Source organism: Streptomyces sp. NPDC092045 (genome assembly GCF_044756005.1).
Classification (GTDB): Bacteria; Actinomycetota; Actinomycetes; order Streptomycetales; family Streptomycetaceae; genus Streptomyces.
The window spans coordinates 15,530-35,118 of record NZ_JBIVSC010000016.1; the positions used below are offsets into that span (position 1 = coordinate 15,530).

Below are 19,589 nucleotides of genomic sequence, written 5' to 3' on the forward strand. Positions count from 1 at the left end.
GCTTCGTGGACACCTTCGCTCTGATCGTGACCATCGGTGTCGCGCTCGGCTTCACGTATACGAACGGATTCCACGACTCCGCCAACGCCATCGCCACCTCGGTGTCGACCCGGGCGCTGACGCCCCGGGCGGCCCTGGCGATGGCGGCGGTGATGAACCTCGCGGGCGCCTTCATGGGCCAGGGGGTCGCCAAGACCGTCAGTGAGGGGCTCATCGAGACCCCCACCGGCGACAAGGGGATGGGCATCCTCTTCGCCGCGCTCGTGGGCGCGATCATCTGGAACCTGGTGACCTGGTACTTCGGTCTGCCGTCCTCCTCCTCGCACGCCCTGTTCGGCGGCATGGTGGGCGCGGCGCTCGCCGGCGGCACCGAGGTGATCTGGGGCGGGGTGCTCGACAAGGTCGTCATCCCGATGTTCGTCTCGCCGGTGGTCGGCCTCGTGGCCGGTTACCTGGTGATGTGCGCGATCATGTGGATCTTCCGCAAGGCCAACCCGCACAAGGCGAAGCGCGGCTTCCGCATCGCGCAGACGGTGTCGGCGGCCGGCATGGCGCTCGGCCACGGCCTCCAGGACGCCCAGAAGACGATGGGCATCGTGGTGATGGCCCTGGTCATCGCCGACGTGCAGGAGGCCGGCGACGACATCCCGGTGTGGGTGAAGATCGCCTGTGCGGTGATGCTGTCGCTCGGCACGTACGCGGGCGGGTGGCGCATCATGCGGACCCTCGGCCGCAAGATCATCGAGCTGGACCCGCCGCAGGGCTTCGCGGCGGAGACCACGGGCGCGTCGATCATGTTCGGCTCGGCGTTCCTGTTCCACGCGCCGATCTCGACCACGCACGTCATCACCTCCGCGATCATGGGCGTGGGCGCGACGAAGCGCGTCAACGCGGTCCGCTGGGGCGTCGCCAAGAACATCATCCTGGGCTGGTTCATCACGATGCCGGCCGCGGCGGTGGTCGCCGCGCTGAGCTTCTACGTGGTGAGGATCTGCTTCGGGTAGTGCTTCCGTACGGAAACGGGCCCGGTTCCCCTTGTGGGGGAGCCGGGCCCTTCGTCGTGCGGTGGCACCGCCATGCAGCACCGCAGGACGCCACGCGGCGGAGCCGCATGGAACTGAGGGGGCTATCCGAAGCGGCCGGAGATGTAGTCCTCGGTCGCCTGGACGCTCGGGTTGGAGAAGATGCGCTCCGTGTCGTCCAGCTCGATCAGCTTGCCGGGCTGGCCGACGGCCGCCAGGTTGAAGAAGGCGGTGCGGTCGGAGACGCGGGCGGCCTGCTGCATGTTGTGCGTCACGATGACGATCGTGAAGCGCTCCTTCAGCTCGCCGATCAGGTCCTCGATCGCGAGGGTGGAGATCGGGTCGAGGGCCGAGCAGGGCTCGTCCATCAGCAGGACGTCGGGCTCGACCGCGATGGCGCGGGCGATGCACAGGCGCTGCTGCTGGCCGCCGGAGAGGCCGGAGCCCGGCTTGTTGAGGCGGTCCTTGACCTCGTTCCAGAGGTTGGCGCCCTTGAGGGACTTCTCCACGACGTCGCTGAGCTGCGACTTCTTGTAGCTGCCGTTGAGGCGCAGGCCCGCCGCCACGTTGTCGAAGATCGACATGGTGGGGAAGGGGTTCGGGCGCTGGAAGACCATGCCGACCGTGCGGCGCACCGCGACCGGGTCGACGTTCGCGCCGTACAGGTTCTCGTCGTCCAGCATCACCTTGCCCTCGACGCGGCCGCCGGGGGTGACCTCGTGCATGCGGTTCAGGGTGCGCAGGAAGGTGGACTTGCCGCAGCCGGAGGGGCCGATGAAGGCCGTCACGGAGCGGGGCTCGACGGTCATCGAGATGTCGTCGATCGCCTTGTGGGCGCCGTAGTAGGCGGAGAGGCCGCTGACGTCGATTCGCTTGGCCATGGGGATCACTTCCTTATTGCCGCCACGCGGCGTCAGCCGCATGTCAGATGCTTAGCGGCTGGTCTTCGGGGCCTTCCAGCGGGCGATGCCGCGGGCCACCAGGTTGAGGATCATGACGAAGGCGATCAGGACGAGCGCGGCGGCCCAGGCGCGGGCCACGGCGGCGTCGGTGCCGACCGCGTACTGCTCGTACACGTAGAGCGGCAGGGAGGACTGGGCGCCTTCGAAGGGGTTCGGATTGATGAGCTTCGTACCGAACACGAGGAGCAGGACGGGGGCCGTCTCGCCGGTGATGCGGGCGACCGCGAGCATGACGCCCGTGGTGATGCCGCCGATCGCGGTGGGCAGGACCACCTTCAGGATCGTGCGCCACTTGGGGATGCCGAGGGCGAGGGAGGCCTCGCGGAGCTCGTTCGGGACGAGCTTGAGCATCTCCTCGGTGGAGCGGACCACGACCGGCATCATCAGGATGGCGAGGGCCATCGCGCCGGCGAAACCGGAGGGGCCGAAGCCCAGCATCAGGTTCCAGGTGGCGAGGACGAAGAGGCCGGCGACGATCGACGGGATGCCGGTCATGACGTCGACGAAGAAGGTGACGGCCTGGGCGAGCTTCCCGCCGCCGTACTCGACGAGGTAGACCGCGGTCAGCAGGCCGATCGGCGCGGCGATCAGGGTCGCGATGCCGACCTGCTCGATGGTGCCGAGCAGCGCGTGGTAGACGCCGCCGCCGGCCTCGGCGTCGAGGACGCCGTTCATCGAGTGGGTCAGGAAGTAGCCGTCGAGGACGGCCATGCCCTTGCTGACCGTGACCCAGGCGAGGGAGAGCAGCGGGACGACGGCGAGGACGAAGCAGACCCAGACGAGGCTGGTGGCGACGCGGTCCTTGGCCTGGCGGCTGCCCTCGACCTTGCTGGTCAGGGCGTACGTGACGAGGACGAAGAGCAGGGCGGAGACCAGGCCCCACTGGACCTTGCTGTGCCAGCCGGCGGCGAGGCCGGTGCCGACGCCCACGAGGATCGAGCCGGCGGCGACGGCCGCCGGGGTCCAGCGGGGCAGCCGGGCGTGGGAGAGGGATCCGCGGCGCGGGGCCACCGAGAGCGGACGGTCCTGAATGGCGTGGCTCATGCCGCTGCCCCCGAGTACTCCTTGCGGCGGCCGATGATCCAGCGGGCCGCGCCGTTGACGAGCAGGGTGATGGCGAAGAGGACGAGACCGGACGCGATGAGGGCGTCCCGGCCGAACTCGTTGGCCTCGTTGAACTTGGCGGCGATGTTCTGGGCGAAGGTGCCGCCGCCCGGGTCGAGCAGGTGGCCCGAGATGAGGAAGCTGGGGGAGAGGACCACGGCGACGGCCATGGTCTCGCCGAGCGCGCGGCCGAGGCCCAGCATGGAGGCGGAGATGATGCCGGAGCGGCCGAAGGGCAGCACCGACATGCGGATGACCTCCCAGCGCGTGGCGCCGAGGGCGAGGGCGGCCTCCTCGTGCATCTTCGGGACCTGGAGGAAGACCTCGCGGGTCACGTTGGTGATGATCGGGAGGATCATGATCGCCAGGAGGATGCCCACGGTGAAGAGGTTGCGGGCGACGCCGTCCTGGGACTTGTCGAAGACGTAGGTCCAGCCGAGGTACTGGTCGAGCCACTCGTTCAGGCCGGCCAGGTACGGGACGAGGAAGATCGCGCCCCAGAGGCCGTAGATGATGCTGGGCACGGCGGCGAGCAGGTCGACGACGTACGCGAGCGGCTTGGCGAGCCTGCGCGGGGCGTAGTGCGAGATGAAGAGCGCGATGCCGATCGCGACCGGCACGGCCATCACCATCGCGACGACCGACGAGACGACGGTGCCGAAGGCGAGGACGGCGATGCCGAAGACCGGCGGGTCACCGGCCGGGTTCCACTCGAAGGTGGTGAAGAAGTTGGTGCTGTCCTTCGAGATGGCGAGGACGGCGCGGTAGCTGAGGAAGACCGCGATCGCGGCCATGATGACGAGGAGGGTGATGCCGGAGCCTCGGGAGAGTCCGCTGAAGACGCGGTCCCCGGGGCGGGAGGCGCTCTTGGCGCTCCGGCTCCTCTTGAGCTCTGGTGTGGTGGTGGCCATCTGCTTCTCCGGTCTGCGGGGCCGGTACGGGGTGTACGGGCTCCTGGCGGCGGTGCACCGGATGCCGGGCCGGCCCCTCCACGGGAGGTCAGGGGCCGGCCCGGCCGGGGGTCAGGACAGGGTGGGGACGATCGTGCGGACCTTGGCGGCGATCTCGGCCGGGAGCGGGGCGTAGCCGGCGTCGGCGAGGACCTTCTGGCCCTCCTCGCTCACGGTGTAGTTGAGGAAGGCCTTCAGGGTCGGCAGGGTCTCCGCCTTGTTGCCCTTGTCGCAGGCGATCTCGTACGTGACGAGGACGATCGGGTAGGCGCCCTCGGCCTTGGTGGCGTAGTCGAGGGAGAGGGCCAGGTCGCTGCCGGTGCCCTTGACCTTGGCGGCGGCGATGGCCTTGGAGGCGTTCTCCGAGGAGGCGGCGACCGGGGCGGCGGCACCGGTGTTGATGCTGACCGTGGAGATCTTGTTCGCGGTGGCGTACGAGAGCTCGAAGTAGCCGATGGAGCCCTCGGCGTCCTTGACGGCGGTCGCGACGCCGGAGGAGCCGTTGGCGGCCTGGCCGCCCTGGGCGGGCCACGACTTCGACTTCGGGTCGTGCTTCCAGTCGGCCGCGGCGGCGGTCGAGAGGTACTTGCCCAGGTTCTGGGTGGTGCCCGACTCGTCGGAGCGGTGGAAGGCCTGGATGGTGGAGCCGGGGAGCTTGGCGCCCGGGTTCAGCTTGGTGATCGCCTCGTCGTTCCACTTGGTGATCTTGTTGTCGAAGATCTTGGCGATGGTGGGGGCGTCCAGGACCAGGTTGTCCACGCCCTCCAGCTTGTAGCCGATGGCGATGGGGCCGCCGACCATGGGCAGGTTGACGCCCTTGCCGCCCTTGCAGATCTTCTGCGACTCGGTGACCTCCTCCTCCTTCAGCGCGGAGTCGGAGCCGGCGAAGGCGACCTGGCCCTGGTTGAACTTGGTGATGCCGCCGCCGGAACCGATGGCCTGGTAGTTGATCTCGACGCCGGAGCAGGCGGCCTGGAAGTTCTTGACCCACAGGTCCATCGCGTTCTTCTGCGCGCTGGAGCCGGCGGCCAGGAGCTGGCCCTTGGCGCCCTCGCAGGCGACGTTGGAAGCGGCGGCCGAGGACTTGGTGCCGTCGCCCTTGGCCGGGGTGTCCGCGTTGTTGTCCGAGCCACACGCCGAGAGGACCAGGGCGCCGGAGACGACGAGGGCACCGATCGCGGAGGCGCGAAGCCCGTTCTTGCGCGAAAGCTTCACTTTCGGGTGTTCCTTCCAGGAGCCGCCTTGTCGCGGACCGAGTGTCCTGAACGTTCTACGGCGGCGTGTGTCGGTTTGGCGGGTGCTTCGCTGTGCTCCGAGCACCTCGTAAGGCCGAAATTAGGCAGAACAGGTGAAGCCGCCGACGGGGGAGGGTGAACGGGAAGTGAACCGTGCCGGAAGGCCGGGTGCGGGGCCCTCGGGCGGGCGGCGGCGGGGTGGAGGCGCGGGGTGGCTGACCGCGGTCGGGGTGTTTCCGGCCTCCGGCCGGGAGGGTTTTCCCACCCGCACCGCCCGTGCGGGTGGGAGGGCAGAGGTGCGGGTCTTCCCGTGGGCGGTGCTCGCCGTCGGCGGCGGGACGGTCGCGTGGGGGTGTCACCCCGGGGTGGGCCGGTCGCGGGGTGGGGCCGCCTCGGGGGTGGGCCGGTCGCGGTCAGGGGCGCCTCGGGGGTGGGCCGGTCGCGGTCAGGGGCGCCTCGGGGGTGGGCCCGCCGTGTGGTGGGGCGTTTCAGAAGCGGGTCGTCGCCAACGCCTCGTCCAGGAGGTCGCGGTCCCTCGGCCGGGTCAGGCGGGGGCGGGCCCGGGGCGGGGGGAGCCAGAGGAGGGCGTCGACCTCGCGGGTCGGGGTGAAGTCGCCGTCGAGGGCGCGGGCCGACCAGTAGGAGACCTCCTTGGGGCGGCCCGCCACCGTGTAGCGGACCGTGGACAGGCGGGTGCCCAGCACGCAGTGGCGGCCCGTCTCCTCCAGGACCTCGCGCAGCGCGCACTCCTCCGCCGTCTCGCCGCGCTTCGGCTTGCCCTTCGGATGCGACCAGTCGTCGTACTTGGGCCGGTGGACCAGCGCGATCTCGATCCCCCGCCCCGAGGGCGACGGGCGCCACAGGACGCAGCCCGCCGCCAGGACCGGGGTCTCGTGGGAGTTCATGGGACCGGGGCCGTCGTTCTGCGCCAGGCGCGCTGGAAGGCGAAGCGGGCCGCCTCGACCTCGTGGCGCTGGTCGGCGTGGAGGACGCCGAGGGCGTAGGCGGTCGCCGGGGCGATCCGGGGGGTGCGGGCGGCGGTGGCGGCGGCCGACGCGGCCTCGGCGGCGTCGCGGTGCCGGTCCAGGGCGCGGGCCGCCTCGTACAGGACGGGGTCCGGTTCGCTCCGGGCGTGCCGGGCCTCGGTGGCGTACCGGTGCAGCCGCAGCAGCAGCCGGGTCTGGTGCCAGGGCGCGTCCTGGGTCTCGCCGGCGGCGAGGGCGAGGGCCTCGGCGTTGTACGGGTGGGCCGCCCGGGTCAGCGGCAGGGCGGCGACCGCGTCCAGGAGGCGTCTTTCGGCCACCGAGGCGGAGGCGTCCAGGACCTCGGCGGCGGGCGCGGCGGAGGCGGGTCCGAGCGGGACCTCCGAGGCGAGGAGGGCGACGGCGTCCGCGACCGCGTGGAAGCGGGCGGAGCCGAGGGCCTGGAGGGCGGCCGAGTGGGCGCGCGTACGGGCCAGGGTGAGCTGGCGCTCCAGGAGGGCGCCGGCCCGGGCCGCGCCGACCGAGAGTCCGGCGGACTCGCTGCCGCGGGCGGCGGGCACGGGCCCGCCGCCGTTCGACAGGCGGGACAGCGCGTCCACCAGGCGGACCAGGCGCGAGGTGCAGGCCTGTTCCACGGCCAGGGTGCCCGAGAGCCAGGCCAGCTCGGTGCGCAGTTCGTCGGCCCAGGGGCCGTCGAGCAGCGGCCGGAAGGTGTGGAGGGTGGCGCCGATCCGCCGGGCGGCGGCCCGCAGCGTGCGGGCCGCCTCCTCCGCGCCGGCGGTGTCGGAGCCGCTCTCGCCGTGCAGGCGCAGGCCGCGGAGGAAGTCCGCGGCCCGCGCGTGGAGGTACGGGGACAGGGCCTCGCCCGCCGTGACGTCCTGCGACTGGTCAGGGTTGTGCACGCCTGCGCCTCCGCGCGTCGATGAGCATCTCCTGGACGTGCCGCAGGGGCCGTCCCTCGGGATCGGTCGCGTGCCGCGTCCAGTTCCCGTCCGGGCCGAGGTGCCAGGAGGAGGTGGTGTCGGACATCCCGGTCTCCAGGAACCGGATGAGGGCCGCCCGGTGCGCCGGGTCGGAGACCCGCACGAGGGCCTCGATCCGGCGGTCCAGGTTGCGGTGCATCATGTCGGCGCTGCCGAACCACACCTCGGGCTCGCCGCCGTTGCAGAAGGCGAAGACCCGGGAGTGCTCCAGGAAGCGGCCGAGGACGGAGCGGACCCGGATGTTCTCGGAGAGCCCGGCGACCCCGGGCCGCACGGCGCAGATGCCGCGGACCCAGATGTCGACGGGGACGCCGGCCCGCGAGGCCCGGTAGCAGGCGTCGATGACGGCCTCGTCGACCATCGAGTTGACCTTGATCCGCACGTACGCGGGCCGTCCGGCGCGGTGGTGGGCGATCTCCTTGGTGATCCGGGAGACCAGGCCGTCCCGCAGCGACTTCGGGGCGGTCAGCAGGCGCCGGTAGGTCTCGCGCCGCGAGTAGCCGGAGAGCCGGTTGAACAGGTCGGAGAGGTCCGCGCCGACCTGCGGGTCGGCGGTGAGCAGGCCGAGGTCCTCGTAGAGCCGGGCCGTCTTGGGGTGGTAGTTGCCGGTGCCGACGTGCGAGTACCGGCGGAGGAGTTCGCCCTCCTGGCGCACCACCAGGGACAGCTTGCAGTGGGTCTTGAGGCCGACGAGGCCGTAGACGACGTGGCAGCCGGCCTCCTCCAGCTTGCGCGCCCACTTGATGTTGGCCTGCTCGTCGAAGCGGGCCTTGATCTCGACGAGGACGAGGACCTGCTTGCCGGACTCGGCGGCGTCGATGAGGGCGTCCACTATCGGGGAGTCGCCGGAGGTCCGGTACAGCGTCTGCTTGATCGCGAGGACGTCCGGGTCGGCCGCCGCCTGCTCCAGGAAGGCCTGGACGGAGGTGGAGAAGGAGTCGTACGGGTGGTGCAGGAGCACGTCCCGCTCGCGCAGCGCGGCGAAGACGTCCGGCGCGGACGCGGACTCGACCTCGGCGAGGTCCCGGTGGGTGCCGGCGACGAACGTCGGGTACTTCAGCTCGGGCCGGTCCTGTCCGGAGATCCCGAAGAGGCCGGTGAGGTCGAGCGGGCCGGGCAGCGGGTAGACCTCGGCGTCGGAGACCTTCAGCTCGCGCACGAGCAGGTCGAGGACGTACGGGTCGATGGACTCCTCGACCTCCAGGCGGACCGGCGGGCCGAAGCGGCGCCGCATGAGCTCCTTCTCCAGGGCCTGGAGCAGGTTCTCGGCGTCGTCCTCCTCGACCTCCAGGTCCTCGTTCCTGGTGACCCGGAACATGTGGTGCGCGAGCACCTCCATGCCGGGGAACAGCTCCTCCAGGTGCGCGGCGATGACGTCCTCCAGGGGGACGTACCGCTGCGGGGAGGCCTCCAGGAAGCGGGAGAGCAGCGGGGGCACCTTCACGCGCGCGAAGTGGCGGTGGCCGCTGACCGGATTGCGCACGACCACGGCGAGGTTGAGCGAGAGCCCCGAGATGTACGGGAAGGGGTGGGCGGGGTCGACGGCGAGCGGGGTGAGGACGGGGAAGATCTGCTGGCGGAAGAGGGTGAAGAGCCGGGCCTGCTCCTTCTCCGTGAGCTCGGGCCAGCGGATCAGGTGGATGCCCTCGTCGGCCAGGGCCGGGGCCACGTCCTGCTGGTAGCAGGCGGCGTGCCGGGCCATGAGCTCGCGCGAGCGGGTCCAGATCAGGTCGAGGACCTCGCGGGGCTGGAGGCCGGAGGCGGAGCGGGTGGCGACGCCGGTGGCGATGCGGCGCTTGAGTCCGGCGACCCGGACCATGAAGAACTCGTCGAGGTTCGAGGCGAAGATCGCGAGGAAGTTCGCCCGTTCGAGGAGGGGCGTCGCGGGGTCCTCGGCGAGTTCGAGGACGCGTTCGTTGAACGCGAGCCAGCTGCGCTCCCGGTCGAGGAACCGCCCCTGCGGCAGCTCGTCGCCGAGCGCGCCGTCGCTCTCGTGGGCGTCGGGATCGGTGACCGGACCGGAATCCGTGTCGGTGGCCGTCTGCGGGCGGTGCGCGGCTGTGGAACCGAGGGGGGCGGAGGACGACGGCGTGGCGGAGGACCGGACCGGGACCTCGGCGGGCTGCTGGCTCATGACCCCATTCTTCCGCGCGAGGGGCTGCTCGGGCGCGTCGGAGCGGGCCGCGGGGGAGGGGAGCCTCCCTTTGGGGAGGCCGGACACGGAGCGCTTCATTGCGTGAGCGTCGCAAGCGCTTCTGAATGGCCGGTAACGACGACATGTCGTACGGGAATCGGGGGCGGGGCCGTGTGCGGGCCCCGCGCCCCTCTTCCGTGTACGGAGGGTTACGGGTGCCGGGCGCGCAGGACGCGGAAGGCGGCGTAGCCGGCGAGGGCGGCGAGGGCGAGGAGGGTGGACTTGCCGGCGCCGTTGGGGCCGACGAGGGCGCAGATCCGTCCCCGGGGGAGGGCGAAGTCGCACTCCCGCAGGGCCCGGCCGCCTCTGCGTCCGCCGTACCTCATGCCCAGGAGGTCCGCTCTCAGGGCGGTGTCCTCGGTCATCGTTCGTCGTCCCCCTCGAAGTGTTCCTTCAGTACGGATGTGAAGAGCGCCGCCACGTCGTCCCGTTCGAGTCCCGCGGCCCGCGCCCGGCGTGCCCAGTCGGCGAGTTCGCCGCGCAGGGGCGAGTCGGCGGGGCCGGTGCCGAGGGTGGCGCGGACGAAGGTGCCGAGGCCGCGGCGGGCCTCGACGAGGCCTTCGCGTTCGAGTTCGCGGTAGGCCTTGAGGACCGTGTTGGGGTTGATGGCGGTCGCCTCGACGACCTCGCGCGCGGTGGGCAGCCGGTCGCCGGGTTCCAGGAGGCCCATGCGGAGGGCCTGTTTCGTCTGCTGGACGATCTGGAGGTAGGTGGCGACGCCGCTGCGCCGGTCGATGCGGTATTCGAGCACGTTCCCTTCCACCACCCTTTCACTAATCAAGTAGTGAAAGGGTGGTGGAGAGAAGGGGGCGGTGTCAACCGCCCCCCGGAAGCGAGTGCCTACGACTCCGTGCGGTACATCAGGTCCACCTCGTGCGTGGCGAAGCCGAGCCCCTCGTACACCCGCACCGCCGCCGAGTTGTCCCCGTCCACGTACAGCATCGCCGTCGGCAGCCCCTGCGCCGCCAGGTGCCGCAGGCCGATCGCGGTCAGCGCCTTGCCGAGGCCGCCGCCCTGGGCCTCGGGCAGGATGCCGACCACGTACACCTCGCCGAGCCGCTCCTCGGCGTGCGTCTTCGTCCAGTGGAAGCCGACGAGCCGCCCGTCCTTCTCCGCGAGGAAGAAGCCCTTCGGGTCGAACCACGGCTCGGCGGCCCGGTCGTCCAGGTCCCGCTGGGTGAGGGAGCCCTGCTCGGGGTGGTGGGCGAAGGCGGCGGCGTTGACGGCGAGCCAGGCCGCGTCGTCCTGGCCGGGGACGAAGGCGCGGACGGTGACGCCCTCGGGCAGCACCGGCTCGGGCAGGTCGAGCGGCACCAGGGACCGCCGCAGCTGGCGCAGTTCGCGGAAGAGGGTCAGGCCGAGGACCTGGGCGAGGTGCCGGGCGGCCGGCTTGCCGCCGTGCGCCCAGACGCGCAGCCGCTTGCCGGAGGCGTCGAGCAGGGCGGTGCCGAGCGCTCGGCCGTGCCCGAGCCCGCGCCGGTCGGGGTGGACGACCAACTCGGCGGCGGGGGCCTCGATCGGGTCGGTCTCCTCCAGCTGGGCGTAGCCGTAGAGCCGGGGGCCGACGGTCAGCAGGAAGTGCCGCACCCCCTCGCGCCGGCCGTTGCGCAGGTAGAGCCGCCCCTGCTCGGACACGGCGTGCATCCCGTCCGCCCGGTCGGCGGCCTCCAGGAGCTCTCCTACGTCCCGGACCTGCTCGGGCGTGAGCTCGTCGTACGTGTGGATCTGCCGTCCGGGTTCGAGGGCCGGCGCCGCGTCGGAAGTCATGGCACGAGCCTACGGCGGCCCGCCGCCGCCCGGCGGAAAGCGGGCGGCAACCGTCTTGTAATCCGCTACCCCCTGTTGTGCTACGCGCGTTGACCCTAGGCTGCACCGGCATACGGGAAGTGCGTCCCGTAGTGGTGCAGAAGGAACAGAGGGCAGATGGCAGCGACACCCAGGAAGAACAGGACGGCGCGGCGGATCCTCGCCGCGGGGGCCGGGCTCGTGACGGTCGGGGCGCTCGTCGCCGCGATGCCGTCGGCCGGCGCGGCCGGCGACCGGTTCGGCGGCGGACACGGCCACGGGCACGACAAGGGGAAGGGCCGCCTGGTCGACGTCCAGCTGCTCTCCTTCAACGACCTGCACGGCAACCTGGAGCCGCCGACCGGCTCGTCGGGCCGGCTCACCCGCCTGAAGCCGGACGGCACGTCCGAGACCGTCGAGGGCGTCGGCGGCGTCGAGTACCTCGCCACGCACCTGCGGCAGGCCCGCGAGGGCAACCCGTACTCGATCACCGCCGCCGCGGGCGACATGATCGGCGCCTCGCCGCTGGTCTCCGGCCTCTTCCACGACGAGCCGACCATCGAGGCGCTGAACGGGCTCGACCTCGACGTCACCTCGGTCGGCAACCACGAGTTCGACGAGGGCGCGCGCGAGCTGGCCCGCATCCAGAACGGCGGCTGTCACCCGACCGAGGGCTGTTTCGAGAAGGGCCGGAAGTTCCGCGGCGCGGACTTCCCCTACCTCGCGGCCAACGTGACGAACGAGAAGAGCGGCAGGCCGCTGCTCGACCCGTACTTCGTCTGGGAGCGCAACGGCGTCAAGATCGGCTTCATCGGCGTCACCCTCGAAGGCACGGCGAACATCGTGTCCGCCGAGGGCATCAAGGGCCTGAAGTTCGGCGACGAGGTCGAGACGATCAACAAGTACGCCAAGGTGCTGGAGCGCAAGGGCGTGAAGTCGATCGTCGCCCTGCTCCACGAGGGCGGCCTGCCCGCCTCGGGCGCGTACAACTACGACTGCGACAGCCCGGGCCCCGGCAACGGCATCTCCGGCCCGATCGTCGACATCGCCAAGAACGTCAGCCCGCAGGTCGACGCCCTGGTCACCGGCCACACCCACCAGGCGTACGCGTGCACGATCCCGGACCCGGCGGGCAAGCCGCGCACGGTCACCTCGGCGGCCTCCTTCGGCCGGCTCTACACCGACACGACGCTGACCTACGACCGGCGCACGAACGACATCGTCCGCACGGCCGTCGCCTCCGCCAACCACGTCGTCACCCGTGACGTGAAGCCGGCCCGCGACATGACCGGGCTGATCGACCGCTGGAAGACCCTGGCCGCGCCGATCGCCAACCGCCCCGTCGGCCACATAGCCGCCGACATCGAGAACCCGGCCGACGCGTACGAGAAGCCGCTGGGCGACCTGATCGCGGACGCGCAGCTGGAGGGCATGGCCCCGGCCGACAAGGGCGGCGCGCAGCTCGCCCTGATGAACCCGGGCGGCATCCGCGCGCCCCTGACCCACAAGGCGTCCGGCGCCGAGGGCGACGGGGTCGTGACCTACGGCGAGGCGTACACCGTCCAGCCGTTCACCAACATGATGACGGCGGTCGACCTGACCGGCGCCCAGCTCCTCACCACGCTCCAGCAGCAGGTCAGCGGCGCCAACCTGGCGTCCCCGAAGATCCTCCAGGTGTCGAAGGGCTTCACGTACACCCTGGACATGACGAAGGCCGGCGCCGACCGGGTCGTGGTCTCCTCGGTCCGGCTGAACGGCGAGCCGATCGACCCGGCGAAGACCTACCGGGTCGCGATGAACGAGTTCCTGTCCGGCGGCGGCGACGGCTTCGCCGTCCTGAAGGAGCACAGGAACAAGCTGGTCGGCGCGTCCGACCTGGACATGTTCACCGCCTACCTGGCGGCCCACTCCTCGGCCTCCGCACCGCTGCCGACGCCGGCGGCGGACCGCATCACGGTCGTCAAGTAGCGCGCACGGGGGGCGGCGGACCGTTTCGGCGGGCCGCCGCCCCTCCGCGCCCCCGGCCGTCGCCGCCCTCCGTCCCCGGCCGCCGCCCCTCCGCGTTTCCCCCGTGCCGCACCCTGGCGGTGTTTGAAGTGAACCTGTCATAGTGCGGTGCCATGGAGCGACGACGATTCCTCGTGGGCGCCGCGGCCGCCGGTGCCGCCCTGCTCGTCGGGGCGCCCCCCGCCTCGGCCGTGGACGTGCGGGCGTGGATGGCCGCGCACGGGGACGGCACCGAACTGACCCGGCTCACCATCCCCGGCACGCACGACTCCGGCGCCCGGTTCGGCGGGCCCTGGAGCGAGTGCCAGAACACCACGATCGCCCAGCAGTTGGACGGCGGCATCCGCTTCCTGGACGTGCGCTGCCGGGTGACCGGCGGCTCGTTCGCGATCCACCACGGCGCCTCGTACCAGAACATGATGTTCGGCGACGTGCTGATCGCCTGCCGGGACTTCCTCGCCGCCCACCCCTCCGAGACCGTCCTCATGCGGGTCAAGCAGGAGTACTCCGAGGAGTCCGACGCCGCCTTCCGGGCCGTCTTCGACGACTACCTCGACGGGCGCGGCTGGCGTCCCCTCTTCCGGATCGGCGACCGGCTGCCGCTCCTCGGCGAGGCCCGCGGGAAGGTCGTCCTCATCGCCGACAACGGCGGACTGCCCGGCCTGAAGTGGTGGGACGGGTCGCAGATCGCCCTCCAGGACGACTGGAACGCGCTGCCCGACGCCAAGTACCCGAAGGTCCAGGACCACTTCCGGGCCGCCGTGGCCCGGCCGGGACGGCTCCACGTCAACTTCGTCAGCACCTCCGCGTACCTCCCGCCCCGCTGGAACTCCGACCGGCTCAACCCCCGCGTCCACGGCTTCCTCGACGGCGCCGAACTGGCCGGCCGGACCGGGCTCGGGATCGTCCCCATGGACTTCCCGAACACCCGGTCAGGACTGGTCGAGGCCCTCCTCCGGCACAACTGAGGCCCCGCCCGGCGGCGGTGTCGGCGCCCCCGGCAGCCGGACCGTCGCCACCGTCCCGCCGCCCTCCGCCGGGGCCAGCGCGACCGTGCCGCCCGCCTGCCGGACCGTGCGCGCCACGATCGACAGGCCCAGGCCCGAACCCGGCAGGCTGCGGGCCGACGGCGAGCGCCAGAAGCGGTCGAAGACGTGCGGCAGCTCGTCCGCCGGGATGCCCGGACCGTGGTCCCGGACCGTCAGCTCGCCCCGCATCAGGGTCACCTCGACCGTGCCCCGGGGCGGCGAGAACTTCACCGCGTTGTCCAGGACGTTCACCAGGGCCCGTTCGAGCGCCGCCGGCTCCGCCCGCACGTACCAGGGCGCCAGGTCCGTCACGAAGGCCAGCTCCGGGCCGCGCAGCCGCGCCCGGTCCAGGGCCGCCCGCAGCACCGTGTGCAGCGGCACCACCCCGAGGGGGCCCGACCGCCCCGCGTCCGGCCTGGCCAGCTCCTGGAGGTCCCCGATCAGCGACGCCAGCTCCGTCATCTGCGCCTTCACCGAGGCCATCAGGGCCCGCCGGTCCTCCGGCGGGATCGCCCGGCCCGTCTCCTCGCTCCGCGCGAGGAGTTCGACGTTCGTGCGCAGCGAGGTCAGCGGCGTCCGCAGCTCGTGCCCCGCGTCCGCGATCAGCCGCGCCTGGAGGTCCCGGGAGGTCGCGAGCGCCGCCGTCATCGCGTTGAACGAGCGCGACAGACGGGCGATCTCGTCCTCGCCCTCCACCGGGATGCGGACCGTCAGGTCCTCGGTCGCCGCCACGTGCTCGACGGCGCCGGTCAGCCGGTTCACCGGCTCCAGACCGGTCCGCGCCACCCACAGCCCGGCCGCGCCCGCACCGACGACCCCGATCCCGGAGACCAGGAGCAGCACCCAGCGCAGCGTGGACATCGAGTTGTCGATCTCGGAGAGGGGCCGGGCGAGGGAGACCGCGAGACCGGGCTGTTCCCCCTGCGGATAGGTGTAGACGCGCATCTCGCGCCCGGCGTCGTCCCTCACCGTGTGCAGCGCGTTCTCCAGCCGGCCCCGCGCCACCGCGAGGTCGTCGCGTCCGACGGGGATGGCGGCCTCCCCCGAGGTGCACGCGCTCCCGTCGGCGAAGACCACCTGCACCGTGTACGAGCCCACCACCGGCAGCGGCGGGATGCCCTGGCGGCAGGACGACAGGATGTTCTGCACCCCGCCCGGCTCCACCCGGGTGGAGCTCAGCGAGGAGTCCAGCTCGGTCTCCAGCTGCTCCCGCGTCACGAACCAGCACGCCAGCGACACCGCCGCCACCGCGAGCGCCACCGCGACGGCGGTCAGCAGGGCGAGCCGGGAGCGCAGCGGCCGGGAGCGGAACCAGGCCAGCGGGCGGAAACGGGGTCCGGGCCGGGCGGCGGGCACGGGCGGAGGGGGCGCCGTCACTCCCCGCCCCCTCCGCGCAGCGCGTACCCCACGCCCCGCACCGTGTGGACCAGGCGCGGCTCGCCGCCCGCCTCCGTCTTGCGCCGCAGGTACATCACGTACACGTCGAGCGAGTTCGAGCTCGGCTCGAAGTCGAAGCCCCACACGGCCTTGAGGATCTGCTCGCGGGTCAGCACCTGGCGCGGGTGCGCCAGGAACATCTCCAGGAGCGTGAACTCGGTCCGCGTCAGCTCCACGGTCCGGCCGCCCCGGGTCACCTCGCGGGTGGCCAGGTTCATCCGCAGGTCCTCGAAGGAGAGGACGTCGTCGTCCGGCGCGGCGGACGCCGCCGTCGCGTATGAGCTGCGGCGCAGCAGGGCCCGGATGCGGGCGAACAGCTCGTCCAGCTCGAAGGGCTTCACCAGGTAGTCGTCCGCGCCCGCGTCGAGCCCGGTGACCCGGTCGCCGACGGTGTCGCGGGCGGTGAGCATCAGGATCGGCACGGTCGAGCCGGACGCCCGGATCCGCCGGGCCGCCGTCAGGCCGTCCATGCGGGGCATCTGCACGTCGAGGACGACGAGGTCGGGGGCGTACGACTCCACGGCGGCGAGCGCGTCGAGCCCGTCGACGGCCTCCCGCGTCGCGTACCCCTCGAAGGCGAGGCTGCGGCGCAGGGCCTCCCGTACGGCGGGCTCGTCGTCGACGACGAGGATCCGCTCGGCTTCGTTCTGCTGTCCCGTCTGCTGTCCCGTCATGGGGGCAGCGTCCCACGTGTTCAGTTGCCGCCGCCCGAGCGGAGTCCGTCCAGGTCGGCCTTCACGGTGTCGACCGGGATCGCGAATCCGAGTCCGACGCTCCCGGCCGTGGAGCCGTTCGAAGAACTGGGCGCGTACATGGCCGAATTGATTCCGATGATCTCGCCGTTCATATTGATCAGCGCACCGCCGGAATTCCCCGGATTGAGCGAGGCGTCGGTCTGGAGCGCCTTGTACGTGGTCTTCGACGAGCCCGTGTCGCCGTTGAACTGCTGTCCGCCGAACTCGAACGGCCACCCCTGCCGGGGGTCGTACTGCTGCCGCCCCTGCCCCTGCCCCTGGTCCTCGTCCTTGGCGACGGTCACGTCCCGGTCGAGGGCGGAGACGATGCCGCTGGTGACGGTCCCGGTCAGCCCCTCGGGGGAGCCGATGGCCACGACCTCGTCACCGACCTTCACGTCCTTCGAGCTGCCGAGCGAGGCGGCCTTGAGGCCGGAGGCGCCCTTCAGCTCGATCAGCGCCAGGTCCTTGTCGGGGTCCGTGCCGACGACCTCGGCCGGATAGGTGCTGCCGTCGGCCAGCCGCACGGTGATCTCGGAGGCGCCGGAGATCACGTGGTTGTTGGTGACGACCTCGCCGTCCGAGGTGATGATCACGCCCGAGCCGGTGGACCTGCCGGAGTTCGAGGCGGCGGAGATCTCCACGATGGAGGGGGAGACGGCGGCGGCGACCCCGGCGACCGTGCCGCTGCCGCGCGCCGCCACGTTCGTGCCGGCCACGGGGGCGGAGGCGGAGGACGCCGCCGGGTCGGCGGCGAGCCGCTGGACCAGCGTCGCCGTGCCGCCGCCGACCGCGGCGGCCGCGATGGCCACGGCCGCCACGAGCCCGACCCCGCGCCCGGCGCGGCGGCGGGGCCCCGGGACGGCGGCGGTGGCGGCGGGCGCCGGGTCCGCCGGCGGCGGGACGTGGCCGCCGTGGCCGCCGGACGGCCAGATCGTGGTGCCGTGCTCGGTGGTGAACGGCTCGTACGGGGCCCGGCCCGGCTCGTACGGCGGCCTCGGCGGGTAGTAGGGCTGCTGCGGCTGCTCCTGGTGATCCGTCATGGGAAGACTCTCGGAGCCGTACATGAGAGGCGTCTGAGGAGCGGCTGAGAAGCCCGACAGAAGCCCGTATGCCCGATGTAAAGGACCGTGCGGCGGCCGGGGGCTCAGCGCGGGGTCGAGAGCCGCGCCAGGTCCGGTCCGCCCCCGTCGCAGCCGCAGGAGCGGCGCACGATCAGGGTCGACGGGAAGAGCCTCACCCGCTCGCGGCGCGAGCCCGCCACCCGCAGCGAGTCGTCGAGGACCAGGTCGACGGCCGCCCGGGCCATCGCCGGGCGGTCCGAGTGCACCGTGGTCAGCGGCGGGTCGGTGAGCGCCGCCTCCTTCACGTCGTCGAAGCCCGCGACCGCCAGCTCGGTCGGCACCTCGATCCGCAGCTCGCGCGCCGCCCGCAGCACGCCGAAGGCCTGGTCGTCGGTGGAGCAGAAGATGGCCGGCGGCCTGTCCGGGCCCGCGAGCAGCTTCAGGGCCACCTGGTAGGCGTCGTAGCGGTTGTACGGCGCCTCGAAGAGCCGGCCCTCGGTGGAGCGGCCCGCCTCGGCCATGGCCCGCCGCCAGCCCTCGACGTGGTCGGCGACCGGGTCGCCCACGGCCGGGGTGTTCGGGACGCCGCCGAGGCACGCCACGTACGGGTGGCCGTGCTCCAGGAGGTGGCGGGTGACGAGCTGGGCGCCGCCGATGTCGTCGGTGACGACGGCCACGTCGTCGATCGCCTCGGGCCGCTCGTGCAGCAGCACCACGCGCGCGTCCCAGGCCTCGATCTCGCTCGCGGCCTGCTCGCTCATGCCCTGGCTGACCAGGATCAGACCGGAGACCCGCATCCCGAGGAAGGCGCGCAGGTAGTGGATCTCGCGCTCGGTCCGGTAGTCGGAGTTCCCGACCAGGACCATCTTGCCGCGCTCGGCGGCGGCCTGCTCGACCGCGTGCGCCATCTCCGCGAAGAAGGGCTGGCGCGCGTCCGGGACGATCATGCCTATGAGGTCGGTGCGCCGGGACGCCATCGCCTGGGCCACCCGGTCGGGGCGGTAGCCCAGCTCCTTGATGGCGGCGAGGACACGCTCGCGCGTGGCCGGGGCGACCGGCCTGGGTCCGTTGTTGATGACGTAGCTCACGACCGCGGTCGAAGTACCCGCCAGTCGAGCTACGTCATCCCGCGTCACCTTGGCCACGCGCGGCAGTCTACGCGGGGGGACCTACCTACCGGCAGGTCGCGCTGTGGCATCTGCCACGTTCCTGTCCCCCGGTGGGGTGGCGTCCTCCGCGGCGCCCTTGACGCGGGCGGCCGCGCGCGTGCCCTCCTTGGCGCGCGCCTCCTCCTTGGCACGGGCCTCCTCGGCCGCCCGCTCCACCTTCTCGGGGGTGACGAAGCGGTAGCCGACGTTGCGGACGGTGCCGATGAGGGACTCGTGTTCGGGGCCGAGCTTCGCCCGCAGCCGCCGCACGTGGACGTCGACCGTACGGGTGCCGCCGAAGTAGTCGTACCCCCACACCTCCTGGAGGAGCTGCGCGCGGGTGAAGACCCGGCCCGGGTGCTGGGCGAGGTACTTGAGCAGCTCGAACTCCTTGAAGGTCAGGTCCAGGACCCGGCCCTTGAGCTTCGCGCTGTACGTCGCCTCGTCGACCGACAGGTCGCCGTTGCGGATCTCCATCGGGGAGTCGTCGGAGACGATCTGCTGGCGGCCCATGGCGAGCCGCAGCCGGGCCTCGACCTCGGCCGGGCCCGCCGTGTCGAGGAGGACGTCGTCGATGCCCCAGTCGGCGGTGACGGCCGCGAGGCCGCCCTCGGTGACGACGAGGATCAGCGGGCAGCCGGGCCCGGTGGACCGCAGCAGCTGGCAGAGCGAGCGGACCTGCGGGAGGTCGCGCCGGCCGTCGACGAGGATCACGTCCGCGCCGGGGGTGTCCACGAGGGCCGGGCCCTCGGCCGGGGCCACCCGGACGTTGTGCAGCAGCAGGCCGAGTGCGGGCAGCACCTCGGTCGACGGCTGGAGGGCGTTGGTCAGGAGGAGCAGTGAACTCATCGCCCACCACCTGCCCCGGTCGTGGTCATGCGATCGTGCTCGGTTCGCTCGCCCATAAGGTCGGTTCCTCCTCGGTCCCTGCGAGGACGTGCACTGCTTCGTAC

The 19,589-nt window shown here is 72.2% G+C and carries 17 protein-coding genes and 1 pseudogene; 3 read left to right on the forward strand and 15 right to left on the reverse strand.

What is annotated here, in order from left to right; genetic code table 11:
- Window positions 1-5 precede the first annotated feature (5 nt).
- The gene (locus ACIQKA_RS26885; protein ID WP_383151798.1) at window positions 6-1,004 is read left to right on the forward strand and encodes an anion permease; all 999 of its coding nucleotides are present in this window, start codon (window positions 6-8) and stop codon (window positions 1,002-1,004) included.
- A 122-nt stretch (window positions 1,005-1,126) separates the two neighbouring features.
- Here ACIQKA_RS26885 and pstB read toward each other — a convergent pair whose 3' ends face one another.
- The 10 genes and pseudogenes from pstB to mshD all read right to left on the reverse strand — a co-directional run bounded on the left by pstB (window position 1,127) and on the right by mshD (window position 11,200).
- Window positions 1,127-1,903, reverse strand: a complete 777-nt coding sequence (gene pstB / locus ACIQKA_RS26890) for a phosphate ABC transporter ATP-binding protein PstB (RefSeq protein WP_383151797.1) — start codon at window positions 1,901-1,903, stop codon at window positions 1,127-1,129.
- Between the two features lie 51 nt (window positions 1,904-1,954).
- Window positions 1,955-3,028 (reverse strand): phosphate ABC transporter permease PstA, encoded by a 1,074-nt coding sequence (pstA, locus tag ACIQKA_RS26895; RefSeq protein ID WP_383151796.1) that lies wholly within the window; start codon window positions 3,026-3,028, stop codon window positions 1,955-1,957.
- The gene (gene pstC / locus ACIQKA_RS26900; RefSeq protein WP_383151795.1) at window positions 3,025-3,999 is read right to left on the reverse strand and encodes a phosphate ABC transporter permease subunit PstC; all 975 of its coding nucleotides are present in this window, start codon (window positions 3,997-3,999) and stop codon (window positions 3,025-3,027) included. The genes pstA and pstC overlap by 4 nt, the downstream gene beginning before the upstream one ends.
- A 111-nt stretch (window positions 4,000-4,110) precedes the next feature.
- Complete coding sequence (gene pstS, locus ACIQKA_RS26905) at window positions 4,111-5,253, reverse strand: phosphate ABC transporter substrate-binding protein PstS (RefSeq protein ID WP_383151794.1); 1,143 nt, start codon at window positions 5,251-5,253, stop codon at window positions 4,111-4,113.
- A gap of 508 nt (window positions 5,254-5,761) precedes the next feature.
- Window positions 5,762-6,178: an NUDIX hydrolase gene (locus ACIQKA_RS26910; RefSeq protein WP_402542652.1), complete on the reverse strand. Its 417-nt coding sequence runs from the start codon at window positions 6,176-6,178 to the stop codon at window positions 5,762-5,764.
- Entirely contained in the window at window positions 6,175-7,158 is a 984-nt protein-coding gene (locus tag ACIQKA_RS26915) for a CHAD domain-containing protein (protein ID WP_383151792.1), read from the reverse strand. The genes ACIQKA_RS26910 and ACIQKA_RS26915 overlap by 4 nt, the downstream gene beginning before the upstream one ends.
- Entirely contained in the window at window positions 7,145-9,373 is a 2,229-nt protein-coding gene (locus ACIQKA_RS26920; protein ID WP_383151791.1) for an RNA degradosome polyphosphate kinase, read from the reverse strand. The genes ACIQKA_RS26915 and ACIQKA_RS26920 overlap by 14 nt, the downstream gene beginning before the upstream one ends.
- A 257-nt stretch (window positions 9,374-9,630) precedes the next feature.
- Window positions 9,631-9,837: pseudogene (locus ACIQKA_RS26925) on the reverse strand (ATP-binding cassette domain-containing protein); the annotation flags it as partial.
- Window positions 9,795-10,184, reverse strand: a complete 390-nt coding sequence (locus ACIQKA_RS26930) for a GntR family transcriptional regulator (protein WP_383431433.1) — start codon at window positions 10,182-10,184, stop codon at window positions 9,795-9,797. The gene ACIQKA_RS26930 and the pseudogene ACIQKA_RS26925, both read right to left, overlap by 43 nt.
- 89 nt (window positions 10,185-10,273) lie before the next feature.
- Window positions 10,274-11,200 carry a mycothiol synthase gene (gene mshD / locus ACIQKA_RS26935; protein WP_391094255.1) on the reverse strand — a complete coding sequence of 309 codons (927 nt, stop codon included), beginning with the start codon at window positions 11,198-11,200 and terminating at the stop codon, window positions 10,274-10,276.
- 156 nt (window positions 11,201-11,356) lie between these two features.
- On the opposite strand from mshD, the gene ACIQKA_RS26940 reads away from it, so the two are divergent.
- Together ACIQKA_RS26940 and ACIQKA_RS26945 are read left to right on the forward strand one after the other, a co-directional pair.
- Window positions 11,357-13,186 (forward strand): bifunctional metallophosphatase/5'-nucleotidase, encoded by a 1,830-nt coding sequence (locus ACIQKA_RS26940; RefSeq protein ID WP_383151786.1) that lies wholly within the window; start codon window positions 11,357-11,359, stop codon window positions 13,184-13,186.
- Between the two features lie 152 nt (window positions 13,187-13,338).
- Window positions 13,339-14,193, forward strand: a complete 855-nt coding sequence (locus tag ACIQKA_RS26945; protein WP_383151785.1) for a phosphatidylinositol-specific phospholipase C — start codon at window positions 13,339-13,341, stop codon at window positions 14,191-14,193.
- Here the strand turns inward: ACIQKA_RS26945 and ACIQKA_RS26950 are convergent.
- From ACIQKA_RS26950 to ACIQKA_RS26970, 5 genes are all read right to left on the reverse strand, one after another.
- A complete protein-coding gene (locus ACIQKA_RS26950; protein ID WP_383431461.1) occupies window positions 14,158-15,609 on the reverse strand; it encodes an ATP-binding protein in 1,452 nt (483 codons plus the stop codon). The genes ACIQKA_RS26945 and ACIQKA_RS26950 overlap by 36 nt on opposite strands.
- A 17-nt stretch (window positions 15,610-15,626) precedes the next feature.
- The gene (locus ACIQKA_RS26955; protein WP_383431427.1) at window positions 15,627-16,364 is read right to left on the reverse strand and encodes a response regulator transcription factor; all 738 of its coding nucleotides are present in this window, start codon (window positions 16,362-16,364) and stop codon (window positions 15,627-15,629) included.
- A gap of 20 nt (window positions 16,365-16,384) precedes the next feature.
- Window positions 16,385-17,467: a S1C family serine protease gene (locus ACIQKA_RS26960; RefSeq protein ID WP_383151783.1), complete on the reverse strand. Its 1,083-nt coding sequence runs from the start codon at window positions 17,465-17,467 to the stop codon at window positions 16,385-16,387.
- 104 nt (window positions 17,468-17,571) lie between these two features.
- Window positions 17,572-18,633: a LacI family DNA-binding transcriptional regulator gene (locus ACIQKA_RS26965; RefSeq protein ID WP_383151782.1), complete on the reverse strand. Its 1,062-nt coding sequence runs from the start codon at window positions 18,631-18,633 to the stop codon at window positions 17,572-17,574.
- Window positions 18,634-18,657: 24 nt separating this feature from the next.
- The gene (locus ACIQKA_RS26970; protein WP_383431423.1) at window positions 18,658-19,485 is read right to left on the reverse strand and encodes a response regulator transcription factor; all 828 of its coding nucleotides are present in this window, start codon (window positions 19,483-19,485) and stop codon (window positions 18,658-18,660) included.
- Between the last annotated feature and the right edge of the window lie 104 nt (window positions 19,486-19,589).

Coding starts and splice junctions, on each gene's coding strand:
- pstB (WP_383151797.1), bottom strand. CDS start 1,903: ATGGCCAAGCGAATCGACGTCAGCGGCCTCTCCGCCTACTACGGCGCC.
- pstA (WP_383151796.1), bottom strand. CDS start 3,028: ATGAGCCACGCCATTCAGGACCGTCCGCTCTCGGTGGCCCCGCGCCGC.
- pstC (WP_383151795.1), bottom strand. CDS start 3,999: ATGGCCACCACCACACCAGAGCTCAAGAGGAGCCGGAGCGCCAAGAGC.
- ACIQKA_RS26910 (WP_402542652.1), bottom strand. CDS start 6,178: ATGAACTCCCACGAGACCCCGGTCCTGGCGGCGGGCTGCGTCCTGTGG.
- ACIQKA_RS26920 (WP_383151791.1), bottom strand. CDS start 9,373: ATGAGCCAGCAGCCCGCCGAGGTCCCGGTCCGGTCCTCCGCCACGCCG.
- mshD (WP_391094255.1), bottom strand. CDS start 11,200: ATGACTTCCGACGCGGCGCCGGCCCTCGAACCCGGACGGCAGATCCAC.
- ACIQKA_RS26940 (WP_383151786.1), top strand. CDS start 11,357: ATGGCAGCGACACCCAGGAAGAACAGGACGGCGCGGCGGATCCTCGCC.
- ACIQKA_RS26945 (WP_383151785.1), top strand. CDS start 13,339: ATGGAGCGACGACGATTCCTCGTGGGCGCCGCGGCCGCCGGTGCCGCC.
- ACIQKA_RS26955 (WP_383431427.1), bottom strand. CDS start 16,364: ATGACGGGACAGCAGACGGGACAGCAGAACGAAGCCGAGCGGATCCTC.
- ACIQKA_RS26960 (WP_383151783.1), bottom strand. CDS start 17,467: ATGACGGATCACCAGGAGCAGCCGCAGCAGCCCTACTACCCGCCGAGG.
- ACIQKA_RS26970 (WP_383431423.1), bottom strand. CDS start 19,485: ATGAGTTCACTGCTCCTCCTGACCAACGCCCTCCAGCCGTCGACCGAG.